Source organism: Paenibacillus hebaui, from assembly GCF_051934385.1.
Taxonomy (GTDB): Bacteria; Bacillota; Bacilli; order Paenibacillales; family Paenibacillaceae; genus Paenibacillus.
In genome coordinates this window covers 3,396,054-3,418,528 of record NZ_CP196836.1, presented here as the reverse complement: position 1 = coordinate 3,418,528, position 22,475 = coordinate 3,396,054, and the positions used below count along the sequence as shown (strand labels likewise).

The window sequence follows — 22,475 nt, the reverse complement described above, 5'->3', positions numbered from 1 at the left end:
GATCAAGGAGGATACGAAACGAATGACGATTACCGATAAAGGCGCATATTACACTGGAACATACAGAAATCTGTTTCTGGAACTGGGCTATAGCGACGATGAAATCAACGCAAAACTCGAAGAAACATGGAACGAATTATTTTATGGGGATGCAGATTCACGAATATATCATCCTATGGGTGAGGACAAAGGTTACTTGCTGGATACCGGCAATCTTGATGTGCGCTCTGAAGGTATGTCTTATGGCATGATGATGGCTGTGCAAATGGATAAAAAAGAAGAGTTCGATCGACTCTGGAATTTCTCGAAAACATTCATGCAGCACACGGATGGCCGATACAAGGATTATTTTGCATGGCATTGCAAACCGGATGGCACGCGGATATCGCACGGACCTGCACCGGACGGGGAAGAATTTTTTGCCATGGCCCTCTTCTTCGCCTCCAACCGCTGGGGGGATGGACCTGCGCCATATAATTATGCCGAGCAAGCGAGAAGAATACTTCACGCCTGCGTGCATCAAGGAGAACATGGCGAGGGTGATCCGATGTGGGACCCGGAAACGAAATTAATCAAATTCACACCGGAAACACCATTCAGTGATCCCTCCTATCATCTGCCTCATTTTTATGAATTGTTCGCAAAGTATGCAGATGAAGGTGATCAGTCCTTCTGGGCTGAGGCTGCGGAAGAAAGCCGGGCTTATCTTCATAAAGCTTGTCACCCGGTAACCGGACTTTCCCCCGAGTATGCCAATTTTGACGGCACACCAGCACCACCTCAGCCTCATGGGGATTTTGGACATTTCTATAGTGATGCTTACCGGGTTGCGGCAAACATTGCTCTTGACTGGGAATGGTTCCGCAAGGACCGCTGGCAAGTACAGCAGTCCAATCGAATCCAGGCATTCTTCAGTGACATTGAAGTATCCGATTACCGGCGTTATACCATCGCAGGTGAACCGTTCGACGAGCCATCGCTGCATCCCGTTGGACTTCTTGCCACCAATGCCATGGCTTCTTTAGCTGCGGATGGTCCACATGCAAGCCAGTTCGTACACCAGTTTTGGAACACGCCGCTGCGCCAGGGTGTACGCCGTTACTATGACAATTGTCTGTACTTCTTCAGTCTGCTTGCTTTGAGTGGCAACTATCGCATGTATTAATTTGTACGTCAATGCAATCATTCCATCTTATGCTACCAAAGGATTCAACTTCTAACCCAACAACCCAACAAGCCAACCGTCATTTCTACGTTGGCTTGTTGGCATTTTTTCAGGATGTTCTACTGGCTATTCGTTGTTTCGTCTGAATTCAGAATAGATCTAATATACTTCGAATGAAGCAAGCGTAGGATACCATCTGGATTCGCTGATCTTGAGCCGAATGTGCTGCGAGGTCACAGGCTCGAAACGGCATATACGCTTATAACCTACTACAGTGCCGCTGAACAGGGGCTTCCATTCACTCCCGTCCTTGTACTCCAGTTCAAACTGCTCAATCCGCTGGGTATACCGATATTCCTGCAATACGATATGACTGAACGTCTTTTCAGTTAGTAGATTCAAATCAACAATAGCCGCCTCCGTTCCCTCTTCACTAGCCCAATACGTATCCTTGTTCCCATCCAGCATAAGGTTGGCATCGTGGTCATGTGTTGATTCAGTGGCATTCACCAACGCGTCTGCGGCCAGATTGTTTTGGAAGATAGAACGGAGATTCTCCCCAAGCTCCTTCATTCGGGCCGCATCATTCTCATGAATGAGACCCCGTGGATCTGGTGGAAGATTCAATAGAAATGTCGCGTTTCCACCAACTGAACCGTAATATACATTCATTAGCTCATCCAGCGTTTTGACCTGATTATCCTCTTCCGAATGATAAAACCACCCAGGACGAATAGATGTATTTACCTCAGCCGGGTACCATACAAGCTCTTGTTCATTGCGTATGATCTCCCTGCTCCCCAAATCATCTTCGTTTGAACTGTATCGCTTCGCAAACTCCCGATCATCCGACTGCTGCGAATTTTCTTGGATTTTTTCGTTGTCGCGAAGAGAAGCCGGGACTACGTTCCATTCAGAGGTGCGACAATGTCCCGCTTCGTTCCCACACCATCGCATATCCGGTCCGCAAACGGAAATCGCGGCATCGGGCTGTAATTCTCGAATTAACGTATAGTATGCATCCCAATCATACACTTGACGTTTGCCATTAAACGTCGCCGTAATTCGTTAACAGCTCTCGCAATTGATTCAGAAAAAAGGCGTTATATCGGGGCGAGTCTCCATAACACGGTTCGTGCCGATCCCACGGAGAAAGGTATACTCCGAATCGGAAACCAGCTCTCTGGCAGGCTTCTGCCACCTCTTTTACCATGTCCCCTTCGCCGTTCTTCCATGGACTTCTCTGGATGGTATGCTCCGTATATTGACTCGGCCACAGGCAGAAGCCGTCATGGTGCTTGCAGGTCAGGATCAATCCCTTCATCCCGGCCGATTGACATACGCTTACCCATTGATCGGGATCGAACTGAGTCGGATCAACGATCGAAGGATCTTCCTCTCCTGTCCCCCACTCCTCACCCGTATATGTATTAACTGTGTAGTGAACAAACGCATAAAATCCCATTTCCTGTACTGCCAGTTGACGCTCGGATGGTCGTACCAGCGCAGCCTGCTTAACCCAGTCCAGTGTCATTATGAAATCCTCCATTCGTCATATGCGTCTTGATGGTCCTGCAAATACTTTTCGAGCTTCACCCCCTTGAACCCTGCAACATCGTTATGCCATTCCTTCGAAATATCTTTATTTCCTGTATCACAAAGTTAGGTAACACTGAAATGCCAAGACCGCTTCTAACTGAAATAGACACTCCGTTACAGATCGTAGCCCCAAACATTAAAATATTTAACGAAAAACGTTCCCGATTCGCATGAACCTCCCTGCGAACCGAGAACGTTTTGTTATACAGCCGGGTACTCCTTACTTGGAAATGGACGAGGAATCATAAGCTGCCTGCATAATTTCCAGGTAACGCTTGATGTTCAGTCCCTCCAACCCTTTTACATAATCATCCCAATCTTTATCCAGGTCCTTCGCTCCTGTAATGAACTGCAGGGCGTTCTGGTCAATATAATCCTTGAGATTCGTCTGCATCATACTTGTTTCATCTGCATTTGCCGGGTCAACCCATAATGCCCAATGCGGAAAGACTTCATCGGGTTCTTTGCCTTCCATCAGCAATGTTGCCTCATAAAGCCGGCGTTCATATCCGTCGTTTGCATAGATGTCCTTGCCTTGCACTTCGGCATCGCGGTATGCTCTGTGGTGATTGTACTGACTCAGCGCACCCCAGCTGTCATTACGGGGTTCCTCTCCCGAAGGAAGAGGGATTGCTTTGTATAGAGGCTGTACCTGATCATTCAGGGCCACCTCTCCTTCCTGCGGCTTGCGCCAGCTTGTGCCTTCCTCACCCAGATAAGAACTCATGGCGCCTTCCTCGGTGTAGAGATAATCCAGCATTTTTATGGCTGCAATTTGCGTTTCTTCGCTTGCCTTGTTTGTCAGTACAAACGATGCTCCAGGATCAATCGGATAGTTATAACTTGCATAATTACCGTGCGGCCCTTTCAGTGGAGGGATCGGATTGTAATCCTTTGCATACGGAGCGTCCTCCCCAGTGCTCACAAAAAGAGACGGGTGCATGGCCGCACCTGCGCCAAGAAGCTGCGCCTCCGCGTTATCTCCGATTTTTTTGAAAGCCCCGACATTTTGCGTGAAAGCACCAGGGTCAATCAAACCCTCATCGTACAGCGACTTGATATAGGCAAGTCCTTCCTTCCACTCCGGTTTGCTCGCAACCGTCTCAACCCGGCCATCCTTCGCAATGAGATAGGTTCTGTCATCGTCGTAGATGAACCCGTTCATCAAATACGGAATGATATGCACGCCGAAATTTTCAATGGAACCGCTAAAAGGAACTTCATCGGCTTTGCCGTTACCGTTCGGGTCCTTTGTTTTGAAGGCTTTCAGCACTTCCTTGAATTCCTCTGTCGTTGCGGGCTCGGATAAGCCGAGCTGTTTCAACCATTTGGTATTCATCCACATTTTGTTTGGATAGGAGCAGTGGAAGCATTCATTCAAGCCCGTCAGACCGTAAATCTTGCCGTCTGGAGCCGTATTCATCGCTTTATAGTATTCACTGCTGTCCAGTACTTTTTTGATGTTTGGTGCATATTGGTCAATCAAATCGTTGAGCGGCACGATGACACCTTGCTGGCCAAATTTCAACAAGTCCGTTTGTGAAAAACGGTCCACCCAGGGAATGAGCAAATACAGGTCCGGGTAGTCACCCGAAGCCAGTGAAATCTGTCTTTTTTCAGCAGCGCCGTCAAAAGGTACGGTCGTCCATTTAAACTGAATGTTGAACTTCTCTTCCATTTTTTTGTAAACTTGTTGGTCAGAAGGTTGGTATCCGAGCTTTGATGAGCAAACACATTAATGGAAACGTTGTCGCCGGATGAAGCGCCGTCTCCCTTTTCCCCGCTGCCTTGACTTGAGGATGAACATCCCGCCAGCGCCACAGACAGAAACAGTACACAAGCAAGTACGAATGATCCTGTTTTTCTCAAAAAGACCCTCTCCCTTACGAATGGTTGTAGTGAACTAACCCTTGACGGAGCCAATCAACATGCCCTGAACGAAATATCGCTGCACAAATGGATAAATAATGAGTACAGGCAAGCTGGCCATAACAATTAGTGAAAACTTCATCAACTCGGCCATTTGCTGCTGTTTCACCATCTCTCCTGCGTCCATGTTGCCAGTGCCGTTGCTCAGAATCAGAATGCTGCGGAGAATTAACTGAAGCGGATAGAGCGATTGCGATTTCAAATAGATCAGGGCATCAAAATATGCGTTCCACTGCCCCACGGCATACATCAGCGACAGAACGGCGACGATGGGTTTAGCCAGAGGCAGAACGACACTGAAAACAAAACGAATATCGCTGCATCCGTCAATATCGGCAGCCTCGGACAGCTCTTCCGGGATCGAATTCTGAAAAAAGGTGCGTGCGATGATCACTTGCCATACCCAAATGGCATTCGGAATCAGCAACGCCCAGCGAGTATCAATCAGTCCCATGGATTTGACCACCAGATAGGTGGGGATCAGTCCGCCGGAGAATAGCATAGTGAACGTGATGAACATCATAAGAGGGCTGCGCCCAACAAAGGTTTTTTTGGAAAGTGGATAAGCAATCATAATCGTCAGCGCTACGCTAATTAGCGTTCCACTTGCGGTATAAAACAACGAATTGGCGTAACCCATAATCACCTGCTCGTTGCGCAAGACCGACTTGTAACCGTCGAACGTCAAGTCAATGGGCCACAGCCAAACTTTCCCCGAGGAAACCGCTGTCGGACTGCTCAGAGAAGAGCTTACGATATAGATCAGCGGATAAAGTACCGCAATCAGCACCAACGTCAGAACGACGTAGATGATAGCTATAAACACACGGTCACCCAAAGATTCTCTGATTGTGCTCCCGCGATTAAGGGATTGCAACTTGCTCATCTATGGACCCCTCCCTTTTGCCGCATCACCATAAGCTTGTATTGGATAGACGCTTGGCGGCAGCATTGACTGTTAACAACAGAATCAGGTTAATTAGCGAATTGAAGAGGCCAACAGCGGTAGCAAAGCTGTAATTGGCGTTCAGCAATCCCATCTTGTACACATATGTGGAGATGATTTCCGAAGCGGACAGATTCAGCGGGTTTTGCAATAAATAAATTTTCTCGAAGCCAACCGCCATAATGTTGCCCACACTCAGGATCAGGATAATGACTGCCGCTGGCAGAAGGCCGGGCAGATCGATGTTCACCATTTTCTGAAATCGGTTAGCCCCGTCAACCTTGGCAGCCTCGTACAGTGAAGGATCAATACCCGCAAGTGCTGCCAAATAGATGACCGCCGAATACCCCATGCTCTGCCATACATCAGAAAATACATAGATGGACCGGAACAGGCCAGGCTCTCCCAGAAAATTGACGGCTTCAAAACCCAACGCGCCTGCAATCGTGTTAACGATACCTAGCCGTGGGGAAAGGAATAGCATGATGATGGATACCATAACTACCGTAGAAATAAAGTAAGGTGCATAAGTCACCATCTGTACCGTTTTCTTGAATCTGGCGTTCTTGACTTCGTTCAGTGCCAGCGCAAGTAATATAGGAACCGGAAAACCAACGACCAAACTATAGAACGAAATATACAGTGTGTTTTTGATCAGGGTAACAAACGCGGGGTTTTGGAAAAGCAGCTCAAAATATTTGGTTCCTACCCACGGACTTCCCCAGATCCCCTTAATCACGTTGTACTCCTTAAAAGCGAGCACTGCATTAACCATGGGCACATACTTAAAAATGATGAAGTACGCGACGGGAGGAATAATCAACAGGTAAAGCTGCCAGTGCCTCCTCCAACTCCTGGACAAGGCCTGTTTCACTGCGGATCGCCTGCCTTGTTTCACAACCATTTTGCCATTCGAAATTGTCGTTCTCAGAGTCATCCCCCCAGTAGGTAGCCTATCTGACAATAAGGCCCTCTTTTTTTGATAGCGCTTTCTTGTTCGTAATCATAAGAGGGCATCCCCTGTTGCGTAAAGGTACACTTTATCCAATGAGGTACGATCCAAGTACAAGAAGGCCGAGAAGCCTGATATGCCTGGGGATTAGAGCCGTTTTATTTCATTGGATGATCCATCTGCCGAAATGCACTAGGTAAGATACCCCGAACCCGTTTGAAGGCTCTTCGGAACGAATGAGCGCTATTATATCCGGTTGTCAGTGCGATCTCATCAATCGTCTGCTGACTCTCACGCAGCAGCTCAGCTGCCTTGTTGATACGCACCACTTCCACATAATCGGAAAGGTTCTCTCCGGTATGCTCTTTGAATAATTGCGAGATATATTTTTCCGGTTTGCCCATTTGTTCCGCAATCCGGTACACCGTTAAGGTCGCATCGGCATAACGTTCCTGAATGTAAGCCATCGTTTCGTTAACAATTTCGGCATGCATGTTGGATTTTTTGCGTTGTACGTCCCGACAGACATCTTTTGCCAGTTGATGAAACTTGTCCTGCAGTACAGCAACACTGTCCGTTACCTGAATGGCCGTAACCCGATTCTTGAACTGCTCGACAAGCGCTTCGTCCAGCATGATCTTAGGTTCCAACTTCAGAAATGTTCCCTTTAATTCCATGATGAACTGCTGTGTCATGTCATACGACAGCTCTCGCTCTACAAAATTTCGGCTGAACAACTGATCAATATTACGGTCGGATTCTTCCATTTCTCCCGCCTTGAGTGTATTTAGCAGCCGCTGTTCCGACTCAATCGGATAGTAGTACAATTCCGTTTCCTTCACGGCGTCCTCGAATCTCACCAGCTGGTCCGTTCCCATGTGTATGGCATATTCCAGCGCTTGTCTAGCCTCGTTGAACGAACGGCCAACGTCATTCCATACTTCATAAGAAGAACTCATTCCAATGGTCGTCGATACGCGGTAATCCTGGTACACCGAATCCATCCGTTTGACCAATTCAGCTTCGCATGTACGCAAGGTTTTATCCGAAGAATCTTCACTAAGCGGTTGCACAAAAGCAATCTGATCCGTTCCCCAGTCTGTTATCAACACATCGGCATTCCATGTTGTCATGGCTTCCCGCACAATGAGCCTCGCAACGCTTAGTTCTTGAATAATCTCTTCGCTATCCAGACTGCCATAGCCGTCCACCTTCAGAATTCCTACAAAACCCCGGCTGGTATGGAGGGAAATACCTGTCTGGGAAGAAATTGCCTCCAACTCGCGGTTCGTGTAGAACTCGCCAGTCAGCAGTCGCTTGATAAACCCATCCCGCAGCATGGGGAGCTGCTCATTTAATGCATTCTTGAGAAGATGGTTATTGGTGATGAGGCTGGTGATGTTACTTGCCAAAAAATCGTATTCGTTGCGTGTCTTTCCAGGTAGCCCCAGATCCTGTTCTCGGAACACGGACAGAAGCCGATGAATCGGCGCGCTGTTTCGATAAGCCAGTAACAGCCCAATCAATAGCCCGAAACCAAGTGTTGCTAACGTAAAAGTAAAGGTAACCTGCTTGATTTGGTCTGCTTTTGCCATAAGCGCATGTTCGGGAATGCCAGCCAAGTAATTCCAGCCGTTTTGATTGGAGCGAATTGAAATTAACAGACGTCCATCGCCCATAGGCTGCACTTCATTGTCCTTTCCAGCAGGCATGTCCTTCAAGTGTTTCGCCTCGGCTTCATTCATACCTCGCGAAAAAATGATGTTCCCGTTGGCGTCTGTCACCATTGTCCAACCTCCATATTGCTCCACAATATGTTGAGTAAGGCTCGCCATCTGATTTTCATCAATGATGACACCGATTGTAGCCTGAGGTTTGTTGAAGCTATTTAATGGAAGCGACTGAAGAAACGTGATGGCAGGAGCGTCCACAAGCACATTACTGCGAATCTCCTGTTTGTAGTTTCGAAGGGGAATAATTTCGTTTAAATGCGGCTTTTTCAATATCTTCTCTTTCCATTCTTCGAACGTCATGCCTTCTAAAGGATTGGCTTCGTAATAATGTTCAGGTCGGTAGTATACCGTCTTAGGTGTAATAATGACGTTATAGTTCGGAATATAAATGAAGAAATGAGACAAATAATCATTGGTACTGCTATACATGGACAGACTGCGTTGCATACGGCCCACACCATACACATTATTAGCGTCCAGCGGCTTAGGATCGGCTATTAAACGGTATAAATCCTGATTAATTGCCAACTGTCTCGTGAAATCCTCGACCTGCATGAGATTTCGTTCAATAATTTCTTTGCCCAGGTTGAGCGATTTGAGGCTGTTCTCAATGGAGCTTGTTCTCGCTGCTTCAATGGATGCTTTATAGGAGGCATATCCGGCAATTTGAGGAATCATGAGAATGATGAGATAAGAAATCATAAATCTGCGAAATAACGGGGAGAATTTGGACCATAGGCGCTGCATATGTACCTCCTTTTTAGTAAACGCTTACATAATGATTTTCTTAATAATACACCTTTCATTAGTGAATGGTGAAGGTACACCTTCTTCTTTTGGGTACAAATGCTTAAAATCCAGCTACAAGACCCACTATCCTTAAAGGAGAGTGACCGCTACGTCTGCTTTGCAAAAAAAAAAGAAACCTCCCCAGGCGCAATGGCTTAGGGAGGTCCCTTTATACATTTTTTTAATTTACAGCGACAAACTTCCATTGCTGATTGGTAGCATTGGTAAAGGTATTTTGCTGCAATTTTGCGCCGTCTGTCGCCGCAGAACCTGTTACTTCAACGGCTTTATTGCTGTTTACATTTATAATGCTCCAATATCCATTGCCCAGATCGTTAATTTTGAAGTGCTGCGCGGTGGTATTTAAATTACTCATAAGCTGTACCGCCTCGCCGTTGTTACTAGAACCGTTCTTAACCTCGAGTACCTTATCAGGTGAATTTACGCTTGTTAAACTGTAATTCCCACCAGCGATCTGGTTCAGGATCCACTTTTGAGGATTGCCTCCCAGATCGGACCATTGCTGAAGCTGTACATTGTTCTCATTTACCCCACCCGGCACATCAATCACCTTGCCCGAATGTCTAGCCACAATCTTATAGGTTCCACCCGAGATCAAACCGGTTGATGGAGTCGTGCCACCGTTCGGGTAGTTCTGAGCACGTTCATAAAACCAATTGAAGAGGAACCTTCCCATCGCGCTCCGCGAAGCATCGCCGTCCCATTTCAGGCCTGCCGTAGGGTCAGCAAAGGAGCTCCGTGCTCCAGCATCCAGAATAAATCCGTTCATGTGAGCCGCAATACTGACATTGCCGGACGCGTTGAAAATGGTCTTTGTATTGTTACCAAAGCCTTCATTGCTGCCGTTGAACAGATCCCAGTAAGCGGAATCGCCTGCTTTCTTTTTAAACCATGTTACTTCTGTGATATTGATTGGATATTTATCGGCCGCAGCCTTTACATTCGTATTCCACTGATCCTGAAGGATCGAAAAGTTGTCATAGGCACCATACCCTGGATACCAGTGAACAGCATAACCGTAATTGTTCAGTGGGTCTGTCAAAGGATGGCTTGCTGTCAGGCTGTAGAATTGGTTGTAACCAAGTCCAGCGGCCCAGATGACATTATCTGCACCTTTGCTTCGAATGGTAGAGATAATGGAATTCTGGAAATTGCGCAGATCGTTCCAGTGATCTACAAAGTCGTTCTCGCCATTATAGCCACCCCAGTGTCCATTGGCATACGATTTAATCGGCTCGTTGATCAGCTCGAAATGTACGTTGTCTGCACTTTTGATTTCCGGGCGTTCAGCGAGATACCCCCAAATTTGGTTGAACTTTTGCAGATTGGCTGCAGTAGTAGCCTGGTCATCCTTCAGTGTGAAGTCAAGGCCGAGCGTGACATAGACACCTTTTGTTTTTGCATATTGGATATAAGGGATAATGACATTTTGCGTTACCGTTTGTAAACCTGCAAAATTGTAAGTACCTGCTGCTACGTCTCCCATGTCCTCACGGTCGATGAACAAACGAATCTGATTCATATTCCAGCCATGGCTGCTTCCGTATTTTGGACTTGTACTTGTGAACGTATCCGTAATATCTTTCAGATAAGCTAATGTGGCAGCATGGCGGTTATTGCCATGAAGATTCAGATAATATTTGCTGTCCTGGTATGTCCAGTAAGCGCCTGAAGGCTGATGCCAACCGCTCATCAGGACAGGCTGGTTATTACTGTTCACCAGATTTTTACCATTAACGTGAAGCTTGTCCATCGGCATACCGACCCATGCTTCCGCACGTCCCGGTCCGAATGGTGTAATGGACAACATTAAAGCAATAACGAGCATGAATTTCAATGAAATCAACAATTTTTTCAACATAATCCCTCCGGTATTTTTTTGTAAAGCAGTGAAACAGACGGCATCACCTCCTCTACTGGATGGTGTTGGGGCCTGCCTTCGCGGCCCCTTTTAATCGGAATCATCATCCAACGATTCCGGTACGTTCTACACTTTCAACGAAATAACGCTGTACAAACAGGTAAATGATGATCAAAGGCAAGATGGCCAGCAAAATCCCCGTATCCTGAATCATGCTCAGATAGAAAGGATCGGCTTTGGATGCCCCATCGCTTACCTGCTGGGCCAGATTGTACGGAAGGGAAGACAACTGGGTTGACATGACTTTGCTCGATGTCAGATACGTTGTCGTATAAAAGCTGTCATTCCACTGCCACACAAAGGAAAAGAGAAGCACCGTAACGATTGACGGAATAGCGTTAGGCAGCATAATGCGTGCAAATGTACGGCTGATGCCTGCACCATCGACGTAAGCTGCTTCCTCTACCTCCTTAGGAATACCTCTGAAAAACTGGCGGAAGATGAAAATATACAAACCTGCTTTTAGCGAATTCGCTGTAATGGCGGTCAGGATAAACGGCCAGTACGTATTCAGCAAATTCACGGGTTTGCCAAAAATGAGTGTCATCAATCCCATGAGATCGAAGCTCTTTAGATTCAGGTACACCGGAATCAGAATCGTGGTGGGTGGAACCAGAATCGTCAGGATGACTCCGGCGAATAACAGATTGCTGCCTTTGAATTTCAAACGGGCAAACCCGTATCCAGCGAGTGCACAGGAAAGCGTTGTCAAAATGGTCGTTGTTGCAGACAACGCAAAAGTGTTAAATAGCGTTGCCCAGTAATCCATAACACGAATAGCCTCTCGGAAATTGTCGAGGGAGAAATTCTGTGGAATCCAGACCACAACTGCTGAATACAAATCACTCTTATGCTTGATGGACGTTGATATTTTCTGAAATATGGGAAACAGAATCACAAAGGATAGTCCGGTAATCAGCGTGAATCGCACGATGGACCATAGCCAGCTTTTCCACTGCTCAAGTGACAACAGCCTGGAGATCATCAATCCGAACACCCCCTTTTAATCTTGATAGAAGACACGTTTGGAGAAAATGAGTGATACAAACACCAAAATTAAGGCAATGGCCACGAAATACACCCACGCCATGGCTGAGCTTAATCCAAAATCGAATTTGACAAAACCCGTATCCCGAATAAGTGTTGTCATGGCATTGTTGGCAAACGAATCAACAATGGTATAGATGACGTTGACAAAAATAAGCGGGCTGACCATCGGAAATGTAATTTTCCAGAAGGCTTCATACCCGGTAGCTCCTTCCATTTTGGATGCCTCGTACAGTTGGGGTGATATGGTCTGGATGCCAGCCAGGAAGATCAGAATTTGGACACCCGATTGACTAACGATCTGATAAATGCGGTCTACAGCCCCACTCAGATACGTCACAACCCACTCACTCAGCCCGGCGTCCAGCATCAGGCTTTCCAGCTCAAATGTGCCCAAGGCACTGCCGCCGGTACTGCTCTGATTTACAGCCTCGATCAGGCTTGTGCTTTCCAGTGACATAATGACCCCCGATGCCAGAATGACCGGAAGGAAAAAGATGGACCGTGCGATCGCCCGACCTGGGAACTTCTGATTGAGAATAACCGCAAGAAACAAACTAAAGATAACGATCAACGGCACATTGACTAAAACATCCGTAATGGATTCAATAAGCGCTCGGTTGAAGCTGGTATTTACCGTCAAAGCCTGGATGTAGTTGGCAAGACCTGTGAACTGGATGGATATGCCCTCTGCGTTTGCCTGGATGGAGCTCAAACTGTAACGCAGAGAAGCCAGCAGCGGAACAAAGAAAAATAGCACAAACCCGATAAGCCAGGGAAGTACATAGATGACTCCCCAAGCCGCCTTCTGCTGGGCATAGGTTCGACGTCCCCACTTCCCTCTCAATAGCGCTTTCAGAGTTGCTCACCACCTGTCACATAACTTTTGGCTTCCACAGTCTGACCTGCTGCCTGTACCGGGAAGTCATTATAATTCACTATCGCGAAGCCGCCGTTTTCATAACTCGTTTGGAACACTCCTTCAGCAAGCTTCTCGTGGGATACCATGTGAGATCCTGTGAATGGACGATTGGCCTGATTGACCTCTTGATACATTTCGGCTGCCAGATCCATCCACTGCTCATAATGGGCAGCATACAGATTGTCGTAGTCCGTTTCCTTAACAACATGATTAGGTGCGTTAAACCAAGTGAAATAAGGACTTGCACCGTACTCCACGAGTTTTAACACGTATTGTCTCGCATCGGTATACGTTGACAGATTGTAGGCAGCTCCTGTATAGCTGATTCCCCCATGTGTCACCAGTTGGAAGAACGGGATTTCTTCATCTTCCAATTTGAAGCGACTGCTGGACATGGGTGCATCCGTCAGACCTGTCACATATGGCAGGGCATAAGCGTTCCCTCCTTCAGCGACAACCGGTATACCTTGCTGTGCAATCTGTTTCAGGGTTTCGGTGGCTGCGGCTTGTGCTCCTGTGCGATCCAGCAGTTTTTTCGGATTCATGTCACTGTTCAGCTGCTCAGCGAGATCACGAAGCGACAATCCACCCGGCTCAAAGGGTTGCAGTGCTTTCAACATGTCTTGAGTCACATCACCCAGCATATGTGGAGACAGGATATAGGACGGGAGTCGCTCACGGTCACGCCGCAATCTTGCCGGGTCCATGGGATACAGAAGTGCCGGTTCCTGCGTCAGTGTACGTGAAGCCTCCTTGGAAGGACTGAACCCTTTCTTGGAATGTACATTTAGCACAGCAACATCGGGATAAAAACCAATGCCCGCCTCACGGGCGTAGTCGCTGAACGCTTGCATACCTTTTTGTCCACCAACCGCTCCATCCACTTTGATGGAATCAGGCATCTGGTGTTGAAGTCCCCCGTTGAACCATCCCGCGTACCGAACCTGAATGTTGGATACTTGTTTTTCCTTGAGAGTCGACAAGATTTGCCGAGCTTCATCAAAGGTGGTCAACGCTTGGGTGGAGTCGTATGGTATGCCCAAAATATGTTTCTTTGTCGTCATTCCGCCGATAAGCTTCAAGTAAAACGGAATGTCTTTGTCTGCCTCAGCCGTTTGCTTCGCAGGAAGGCCATTCGTCTTGATTAAGTAGTCACGATACAAGGAAGCCAGCCCGGAGTAGGAAGCGTTCTCTTCCCCAGCAAAGGCATAACGAACGACAAAATCGGATGCGGTCGGCTTCTTCTGAAACTTGGGAAGTGTCCGTACCATGTCGCTGGCCTGAAGTGTTATATCGCTCTTGTTTACAACGTAAAAGCTTGGATACACATTGTTGTAGCTATTCAACTTTCCGCTGATATCTGCATTCACAACGGCCGCTGCTGCACCCTCCTCAATGATGCCAAGAAATGCGCCGCCCTCACGAATGAGACCGAATACCGGCAGCCTGGCTCTTTCCTCAGAGGAATCTACTTCCCGAAGCTTCATCGTTAGATCGGGTCCATATACGTCCTGCTGATAGGAAGGGTATTGAACCTTTCCATTATTGAAATGAATGAGCGCTCCTGAGCCGTCAGGTACAAACAGTGAACCCTCTTGATCCGCTGCACCTGCCCCGAAGTAATCCAGCACAGAAATGCTGTTAATCGGATATTGCTCTGGAAAATGGATGCCTGCTGCTGGAACACGTACAACCAAGGATTCCCCGTCCAGCTCGTATTCGATGGAAACCATGAACATTCGGGGGCCACTTGTATCCTGTTCAACGCCGTGCTCGGCATTGTCCAGTTCAAGGTCCTCAGATGTGTATCCAGCTGTCTCAAAAGCCTTCAGAGCACGCGTTAGCTGAAGCCCCTGCATCGCCTTGTCGTTCCGAACATAAACATCTTCATTCTTATCCTGTGCATATCCAATTTTCAAAGCCCGCTGCCCAGCCTTGTCGAGAGACGCAAGCAGCTTCTGCTCGAAGCGCTCTTTGCTGATTTTTACAGGCAGATCATCGATTGAGCTCTCATCGGTTCCAAACTGGTAATTCACCCGAACGCCGTTTGGCAATGATTCGTAGCTTATCTGCTGATGAGCCACACTATCGGTATAGGAATTGACCGAGTTACTCTGTCCCAAACTGTTATAAAAGGTGAGCTTGGCCTGCGCTGACAGCAGGTCCTTGTTAATTCCTGCCGCAAGCGCATCCAGATTCCGCTCCTCAGGATTGCTGCGCCAGACCTGCCCGCTTCGCTTGTGAACCACCGCGATTTCGGCTGTATCCTCCTGGATGAGCAGCTGCATCTCATCATTCTGAGCGAGTCCGAGCATATCCGGGAGACGGGCATCACTGAAAGACGATGCCAGCTTCTCTCCAGGTGGCAGCACAGGTACTTCGGCTTGCTCATCTGCATTTGCCGACATCTTGGTTACAGGCGCAGAACCGGACTGGCACCCGCCAAGAAACAGGCCGAATACGAGCAAGATCACGATCATTTTTTTGGCCACGTCATAGTTCATCTCCATTCTCCTTCCTTAGCCCCGAAGTACAAGTTCCTGATAGATGGTGGCTGCAAAGGACACAATCTGCTGCACCAGACTGAAGAACAGCAGGCAGAGAAAGGCCATGAATGCCATGGCAACCAGCGTCAAAAGCATGGTCAGCACCGTTTTGGCGGGTGAGTATTGATGCACCGTCATATTGCCAACAAATAACAGGTATACCGTCCAGCCCGTGGCAGCCATGTTAAAGAAATAATAAAAGGCGGTTTCCTGACCGGACATGATCAGACTTAGCCAGATCAATGGAAACTGTATCAGAATTAGCGGAACCAATGCGAAACAGGTGGACATGAAGATTTCTGAAAATTTGCCCTCTCCGTCCATAAGTGTGGTTAACGACCAGTTCGCTGTGCACCAGAACAGCACCGGGACAATAACGTAGACCATTTCCATCAGACTGTTCAGTTGTTTCGGATTGTTGAAATTGACCAAGAAACCGCTGTATTGAGCCTGAAGAATCGTTGTCAGCATCAGCACTGCAAGAATGATCCATGCGATCATCAGTGTTGTTCTCTGATTTCGTTCATATTTCAGCTCCCAATACCCGTCAAATGGATGGAAAATGAGATGAAACGGATATTGGATCAGCTGCCTACTTGATGCCTGCATGTGTGTTCCCCCTTCTCTGTCTGCGAACCATAAATGCAATCACCAGCATGACAGTGACTAGTAGCAGTCCAGACATGATCCATGAAAAATGCTCGCGGAGCAGTTCTTTTCGATACAGGAGAAACGCTTTGGAATACCCTTCTCTTTCCATGCTTCGCTTAAAGTATTGCGCAGATTGCTCATAATCCTTCTGACGCAAGAGCGCTTTTCCGATGCCTGCGTAGGCATATTCGAGATTGGCATTCATATCTGCTGCTTTGGCAAAGTTCGCTGCAGAACCCTTTTCATCCCCATTGAAATAACTTTGTACGGCCTCATGAAGCGTACGTCCATATTCAGTGGTTTGAAAAACGGTGATTTCTCCGAGCGCTTTGTCCAGCACAAGCATACGATCCCCCACACGTTCCAGAGCAATAGGGGTATTGAATTGTCCTAGCCGATTCCCGATACCTCCGAACATGTGCAGCAGATAACCATCTCCGTTATAGGTGAAGATGCGTCCCATATTGGCATCCAGCACAGAATACATATCACTGTCTCCAACGTCGACATCAATTAGACGTGAAGGTCCCTTCTCATTGCTGTACAGCAAATCACCCTGGGGTGGATAATATCCTTCTCTTCTCAAAATGTCCAAGCCCTGTGCATTCAGTTTTTTGATCGGTAATCCGGTCTTGTCTCCACTCGTTGCATAAATGAAGCCCTCTCCGTCAATGTCCATATTGGTGAACTCGGTGGGTGTGAACATGACCATCTGGCTACGCTGCTGACGAGTTGCGAACCGTTTCCACAAATACTCCACCGGGTCAACCTGGACTCGGTTGGCTCCAATGAACGAAGCAAAGGTTCCATCGGAATTAAACTCCATGAAGCCATCGAATACCCCTTCGGCCATGACATAGATCCGCTCGCCTTTATCCATAACAACACGCAGTGGCTTGAACTGAAAGTCTGGCTTCAGCAGCTCGGATTGTGGCTGTTCCACAATTTTGATCAGTTGACCTTGCTTATCCAGATGCACAACCCGCTGGTTACCCGTATCCGCTATGAGCAGTTGCCCGTTATCCGATACATATAATCCCTGTGGAAGTTTGAACTTGTCTTTCGTTCCATCATGATTAAAAGAATCGATAACCCTTGTCAGCTTCATCTCTGGATTCAGCTCAACAATACGGCTGTTGCCCGAATCCAGCACATACACCCGCTTATCAGCAGTGACGTGCATATCGTTCGGTTCTTTGAATGTACCAATATCCAGTTCCTTGCCCGTAACAATTCCCGTCGCCTCATATGCGGCAGGAGAACGAACCGCATCTCCCCAGTAGGAATAATTGTACGCATTCGTCTGACCGTCGGCGAAAGCCGTTGACGCTGCGTTTCCCAAGCATAGGAGGCAGGCAAGGCCCAGGGTGAGCCATCCGCATTTTTTCCACACGCTGTTCAATATGTTGCTGCCCCCCTTCTACTCTTTCATACCGGAAGTTGCCATCGTCTGCATGACACTGCTCTGGGAGATGATAAACAGGGTAATGGGCACGATCATGAGCAGCAGTGCTACCGCAGCACCAACACCTGCCCGGGCGATACCACCCTGGATAATCTGACTGAGCGCATAATGCAGCGTTTTCAGGTTTTCACTGTAAATGAAACTTCCACCGTCTGTTCCCCATAATGCTGGAAATTGCAAAATCATGAGCGTAAGCCAAGCGGGCTTCACGTTGGGCATTACGATGCTCCAAAATATACGGTATTCGTTCGCCCCGTCGATTTTGGCTGCCTCCAGCAGCGCATCGGGAATCTGCTCCATGAATTGTTTCATCAGGAACAGACCTAGAGAGAATGCGAGAGAAGGCACAATGATGGACGCATGTGTGTTGATCCATCCAAGCCAGGACATCACCATGTAGTTCGGAATTGCCGTTACATGTGGTGAGAACATCAGCGACAGGATGACGATCGTAAACAGCACATTTGAACCGGGAAATCTGTATTTCGCCAACGGATAAGCCGCTGCGGAAGCGAGAAGGATATGACCTGCCGTTCCCAGTAGCGTAATCAATAGTGTATTGGCAATGTATCTGGATAAAGGAACCCAGGAGTTGCCCATCAGATTGATCAGATCCGCAAAATTTTCCATCGTCGGATTGTTCACCCAGAAACGCGGCGGAAAAATAAACAGCTCATCCAGAGGTTTGAAGGCATTGTTGACCGTATAGATCAGCGGCAATACCATAAATGACCCGAACAGACCAAGCAGTGCAAACAACATCAGACTGACGGTAAATGACCGATTGAGTCTTCTCGGCATGCCGAAAACGGCACGTACCTTGCTGGTCATTGTCATTCACCTATCTTTCTAAGCATTTTTTGTGTCAGAACATTCGTTCCCAGCATCAGGGCGAACAAAACGGTTGCGATCGCCGACGCATAGCCCATCTCGAACCGAATGGTTCCAAAGTCCATCAAATGGGTTACAACGGTATGTGCTGCATAGTTAACGCTCGGGAAACCAGCCAGCGCAATGGAGATTTCGGCCACGGCAAACGAGGCTGTAATCTGCATGACCGCACCAAACATCAACTGCGGTCTCATAGAAGGCAAGGTAATATACCAAAGCTCCTGCCAGCGGTTTTTGATTCCGTCCACCGTACCCGCTTCGACTAGGGAACGATCGATGGTCTGAAGTCCGGCAATGAAGGCAAGGAAGCTCGTGCCAAGACTGAGCCACAGTTGTACAAGGATGACAATGGCCAGCACGTACTTCTCATTCGACAACCATTGAATTGGTTCAAGAATAACGCCGAGGCGCATCAGAAAACCGTTCATGTATCCGTAGCTGTCTCCCGAGAAAACGATTAGCCAGATGAAAAAAACGTTTCCTGAAATGGAAGGTGCATAAAACACAAGTGTCATGATTGCACGGATTTTGGGTGACAGCTCATTGATAATCCATGCAAACAAAAAACAGGCAATATAGCTGACAGGCCCCGTAATAACGGCAAACAGCAGCGTATTTTTAAGTGCAATCAAAAAAACATCATCGTTCAGGAACAGCCGTGAATAATTTTGCCAGCCGACAAATCGGGGCAGCTCCAGCATGTTGAAGTGAAAAAAGCTGAGCCCCAGCGAGATGCCAACCGGAATGACAGTAAACATGAAAAAGATCAGCATAAACGGTGCCATCAGCACATAATAGTGCCTGCTTCGGTATAAATCCCTTTTCAAAAGGGACCACCAGCTGCTCTGCCTAGTGTTGATGGCAGGAGCAGTGGATGACTTGGTGGTTTCTGCGTGCAACCGTTACCCTCCCTTCTCTCTACTTCAGATTGAATTCCTTTCGCTTGAGCTCGATTTCATCATCAATGTATAGGACATAATCAGCCAAGGCTTCACGCGGATTCTCATTGGCATTGACCACCTTGCGGAATGCGTTGTCCAGATGCCGGCCCGTAAAGTATCCGCCGGGAACCTGAGGAATGCCTTCTACCCACTCCCACTGTTTCTTCAGGTTTTGATAATCCTTAACTGGCCATGGCAGCTGCTCCAGCGCTTCAATATTGGCAGTCGGGTAACGCGCCGCGGCTCCCATCAGCCCTTCCATCTCTCTGCCATAATCGATCTGAGTCTGCTTGTCGGTCCACCACTTCATGAACTCCCAGGCAGCTTCCTTGTTCTTGGCGTTTTCCAGCATCATGACCGCACTCGTGGCACTTGCCACCTCATGCCTTATGGACCCGTCCTCCAGCTGCGTGCCGGGAACGATTGTGAAATCCCAAAGGTTGCGAATTTCCGGTGCCATGACCGTCAGCATGTTGTAGGTGGTGTAATCCGCAATGCCAATCGGCATCTCCCCGGTACGGAAGCGGTTTGGAAAATCAGCTTTGAGAGGGAATTTGTAATTGGTATAAAATTGAGTCCAACGCTTGAATGCGTCCATGGAAATCTCCGAATTCAGCGCGCTTTCCTTCTGATCTGCCGAATAAAATTCGCCATCGTTCTGATAGAGCAACATGGCAAAGGTAGCGTTGGGTACCATATTGGCATTGTTCGTCGTATCCTCAATGGGCAGGTAGAACTCCATGTTGTGCTTTTGCAGCACCGAAATGGCATTATACACATCCTGCCACGTTTTTGGCGGTTCCAGGCCAAGCTCATTCAGAATATCCTTTCGATAAAACAACATTGGAAAATGCTGCTGCTCCGGAAGGGCATACACCCCGTTGTTGAATTGGTATGGCGTCAGCCCGCTTGCGCGAAATCTGCTCGCAACCTGTTCAAAATCCGGGAATTTACTCAGATCCGCCGATGCATTCCGCATGGCGTAATTAACGGGAATATCTTCGCCCATCTGCATGGCAACGTCCGGTCCTTCCCCGGCAAGCGTTGCAGGCAGCAGGATATTGGGCGGAACGAGACGCAACTGAACGGATATATCGGTTTCCGGCGTAAAGGAATCATCAATCAGACCTTTCAGAACCTGTGCCTGATCACGTCCCGTTGTAATCCATACCGTAATGGAATCCTTATTTTTCTCAACGTTTCCGATGCTGTCGTAATCCTCCGTATAAGAAGCGACATAAGCTCCCATTTCATGTTTCATCTGCTTAAGCATGGTAGCCTCTGCCTTCGGCATCTTCTGATCCGGTGAGGATACCAGGACGTAATCCAGTGAGATAGGCTGTTCACGTACGGATAGAATCCATGTGCCTAACCCGCCAACGTTGATCTTAAAGGTATCCAGACGTTTGGGCACGGTTTCCGGTCTTGCCGCCATGTCCTCTAGCTGAAGTACCATGGCATGGAGAATGGCTACCTTGTCGCTCTGTTCACCTGTCGCCTTCTCCAGGTAGTCAGCAACCGATCGAAGAATGTCTGCCTGCTGCTTGAATACCTCAACCATCTCTGGAATGCGAGTTTCCAGCTGATAATCCCTCATAGGGTCCGGTTTATTGGAGGTAATCATCAGAATTTTGCGATACATCTCGTTCAACTCCAGCACGCTTGATTCCACTGTACGCAGCAGTGGAGCGATATCCCCCAGCGTAACTGTCATACGCAAACGGTGAGTTCCTTTCTCCAAATGAAACAGGTAAGGCTCACTCTCACTCGTGCCCAGCACCCGTGTCTGCCAATCAGGGCTGTAGTTGAATCGAATGCGCTTCATTTCTTCAAAAGGAATTTTGCCATCGATCGTCAGACTTCGTGTGGCATACACGCCGCGAAGCTGATCCTGCTTCACTTTGAGCGCAATTTGGTACAAACCGTCCTCCGGTACATCCACATCCCATTCGATCCATTCACCAGGAAGCTTCCAGTTGGTGCCCCCGATAGCGTTGACACGGATTTTGGATACATCATACGGTTCAAGAGACGGGCTTGAGCGATCGGAGATGGGGGCAAGGGTTGGCGAGGATTTACTCATGGCCTGCTCCCCCTGTACCTTGATCATGACAGGATCAGCTGGCTTCAGACCTGCTGCTTCATAAGTAGCCTGAAGCTCTGCGTAGGCTGGAATGCTCTCTTCCCGATATAGCTCGATATAATCGATCGCCATGCTTTCGCGCAGCGAAGTCAGTGACAGTTTCTGTTTTCCCTTTTCAAAATAAAATTGGTATGGCTCTTCGAAGTAACCAGCACTGTCCTTAAAAGAGGCAAGCTGCCAGACTGGTTGCTCAACCTGTCGTGGCCTGAGGTCGTTCCCGCGATCGTCCCTGCGAACACTGTCATCGCGATTCCCCCATACCCTGTCAAATAACAGCACATCGGCTCCTCTGAACGGAACCTCTCCATTCAGCTCCAGCTGCCGTTCAATCCCTGAGCTTTTGCCTGTAACAGGATAATAATGTATTCGCAACTGGTATAACCCGCTGGTTTGAACAGGCACCTCCCAATTGATTGTGCCGGATTCCGGAGTGATGACGGCTTTCCCGTCCAAACCGGCATACGCATTGACGATCTCGAACTCCCCGTTCACAGCCTGGGTGAATGACTCTCCCTCAATCCGTATGGTCTGCTCCGGCTTGTCTGCATCAGCATGAACGGAGAGGTAATGCTCATAGCTGCGAGAGTCTTCTGTACCGGATACCGCTTCGAAATCCTCGCGTGCCTGAACGATGCTGGGACCACGATCCCTTGTAAAGTAAATGCTCCATAATGAGAGAATCATCACCATGGCCAGCAGCAGGATCAGTGCCTTTTTATTTCGTGACCGCATGTTCGAATACGTCCCCCTTCCTTCTGCCGTGGAGTATGAATGTTATGGATTGAAATGGCCTCTCGGGACAGTGGCCTGTAAC

The 22,475-nt window shown here is 48.0% G+C and carries 15 protein-coding genes and 1 pseudogene; 1 reads left to right on the top strand and 15 read right to left on the bottom strand.

Features of this window, described 5'->3' with window-relative positions; genetic code table 11:
* Positions 1 to 22 precede the first annotated feature (22 nt).
* A complete protein-coding gene (locus tag ACR32F_RS15110; protein WP_440119494.1) occupies positions 23 to 1,165 on the top strand; it encodes a glycosyl hydrolase family 8 in 1,143 nt (380 codons plus the stop codon).
* Between the two features lie 159 nt (positions 1,166 to 1,324).
* Here ACR32F_RS15110 and ACR32F_RS15105 read toward each other — a convergent pair whose 3' ends face one another.
* The 15 genes and pseudogenes from ACR32F_RS15105 to ACR32F_RS15035 form a co-directional block, all read right to left on the bottom strand.
* Positions 1,325 to 2,200: a discoidin domain-containing protein gene (locus ACR32F_RS15105; protein WP_440119493.1), complete on the bottom strand. Its 876-nt coding sequence runs from the start codon at positions 2,198 to 2,200 to the stop codon at positions 1,325 to 1,327.
* Positions 2,201 to 2,213: 13 nt separating this feature from the next.
* The gene (locus ACR32F_RS15100) at positions 2,214 to 2,699 is read right to left on the bottom strand and encodes an alpha-L-fucosidase (RefSeq protein WP_440119492.1); all 486 of its coding nucleotides are present in this window, start codon (positions 2,697 to 2,699) and stop codon (positions 2,214 to 2,216) included.
* A 285-nt stretch (positions 2,700 to 2,984) separates the two neighbouring features.
* Positions 2,985 to 4,633: pseudogene (locus ACR32F_RS15095) on the bottom strand (ABC transporter substrate-binding protein).
* A 34-nt stretch (positions 4,634 to 4,667) separates the two neighbouring features.
* A complete protein-coding gene (locus ACR32F_RS15090) occupies positions 4,668 to 5,579 on the bottom strand; it encodes a carbohydrate ABC transporter permease (RefSeq protein WP_440119491.1) in 912 nt (303 codons plus the stop codon).
* A 25-nt stretch (positions 5,580 to 5,604) separates the two neighbouring features.
* On the bottom strand, positions 5,605 to 6,576 hold the full coding sequence (locus tag ACR32F_RS15085; RefSeq protein WP_440119489.1) for an ABC transporter permease: 972 nt from the start codon (positions 6,574 to 6,576) through the stop codon (positions 5,605 to 5,607).
* A 173-nt stretch (positions 6,577 to 6,749) separates the two neighbouring features.
* A complete protein-coding gene (locus tag ACR32F_RS15080) occupies positions 6,750 to 9,071 on the bottom strand; it encodes a helix-turn-helix domain-containing protein (RefSeq protein WP_440119488.1) in 2,322 nt (773 codons plus the stop codon).
* Positions 9,072 to 9,294: 223 nt separating this feature from the next.
* A complete protein-coding gene (locus ACR32F_RS15075; RefSeq protein WP_440119487.1) occupies positions 9,295 to 10,995 on the bottom strand; it encodes an RICIN domain-containing protein in 1,701 nt (566 codons plus the stop codon).
* Positions 10,996 to 11,098: 103 nt separating this feature from the next.
* On the bottom strand, positions 11,099 to 12,043 hold the full coding sequence (locus ACR32F_RS15070; protein WP_440119486.1) for a carbohydrate ABC transporter permease: 945 nt from the start codon (positions 12,041 to 12,043) through the stop codon (positions 11,099 to 11,101).
* 15 nt (positions 12,044 to 12,058) lie between these two features.
* Positions 12,059 to 12,961 (bottom strand): carbohydrate ABC transporter permease, encoded by a 903-nt coding sequence (locus ACR32F_RS15065; protein ID WP_440119872.1) that lies wholly within the window; start codon positions 12,959 to 12,961, stop codon positions 12,059 to 12,061.
* Entirely contained in the window at positions 12,958 to 15,528 is a 2,571-nt protein-coding gene (locus tag ACR32F_RS15060) for a DUF5696 domain-containing protein (protein WP_440119485.1), read from the bottom strand. The genes ACR32F_RS15065 and ACR32F_RS15060 overlap by 4 nt, the downstream gene beginning before the upstream one ends.
* 15 nt (positions 15,529 to 15,543) lie before the next feature.
* Positions 15,544 to 16,179 carry a Yip1 family protein gene (locus tag ACR32F_RS15055; protein WP_440119484.1) on the bottom strand — a complete coding sequence of 212 codons (636 nt, stop codon included), beginning with the start codon at positions 16,177 to 16,179 and terminating at the stop codon, positions 15,544 to 15,546.
* Positions 16,163 to 17,626, bottom strand: a complete 1,464-nt coding sequence (locus tag ACR32F_RS15050; RefSeq protein WP_440119871.1) for a hypothetical protein — start codon at positions 17,624 to 17,626, stop codon at positions 16,163 to 16,165. Before ACR32F_RS15050 ends, ACR32F_RS15055 begins: the two co-directional genes overlap by 17 nt.
* Positions 17,627 to 17,641: 15 nt before the next feature.
* On the bottom strand, positions 17,642 to 18,517 hold the full coding sequence (locus ACR32F_RS15045; RefSeq protein WP_440119482.1) for a carbohydrate ABC transporter permease: 876 nt from the start codon (positions 18,515 to 18,517) through the stop codon (positions 17,642 to 17,644).
* A 2-nt stretch (positions 18,518 to 18,519) separates the two neighbouring features.
* Positions 18,520 to 19,437 (bottom strand): carbohydrate ABC transporter permease, encoded by a 918-nt coding sequence (locus ACR32F_RS15040; RefSeq protein ID WP_440119869.1) that lies wholly within the window; start codon positions 19,435 to 19,437, stop codon positions 18,520 to 18,522.
* A 58-nt stretch (positions 19,438 to 19,495) separates the two neighbouring features.
* Positions 19,496 to 22,393 (bottom strand): extracellular solute-binding protein, encoded by a 2,898-nt coding sequence (locus ACR32F_RS15035; RefSeq protein WP_440119481.1) that lies wholly within the window; start codon positions 22,391 to 22,393, stop codon positions 19,496 to 19,498.
* Between the last annotated feature and the right edge of the window lie 82 nt (positions 22,394 to 22,475).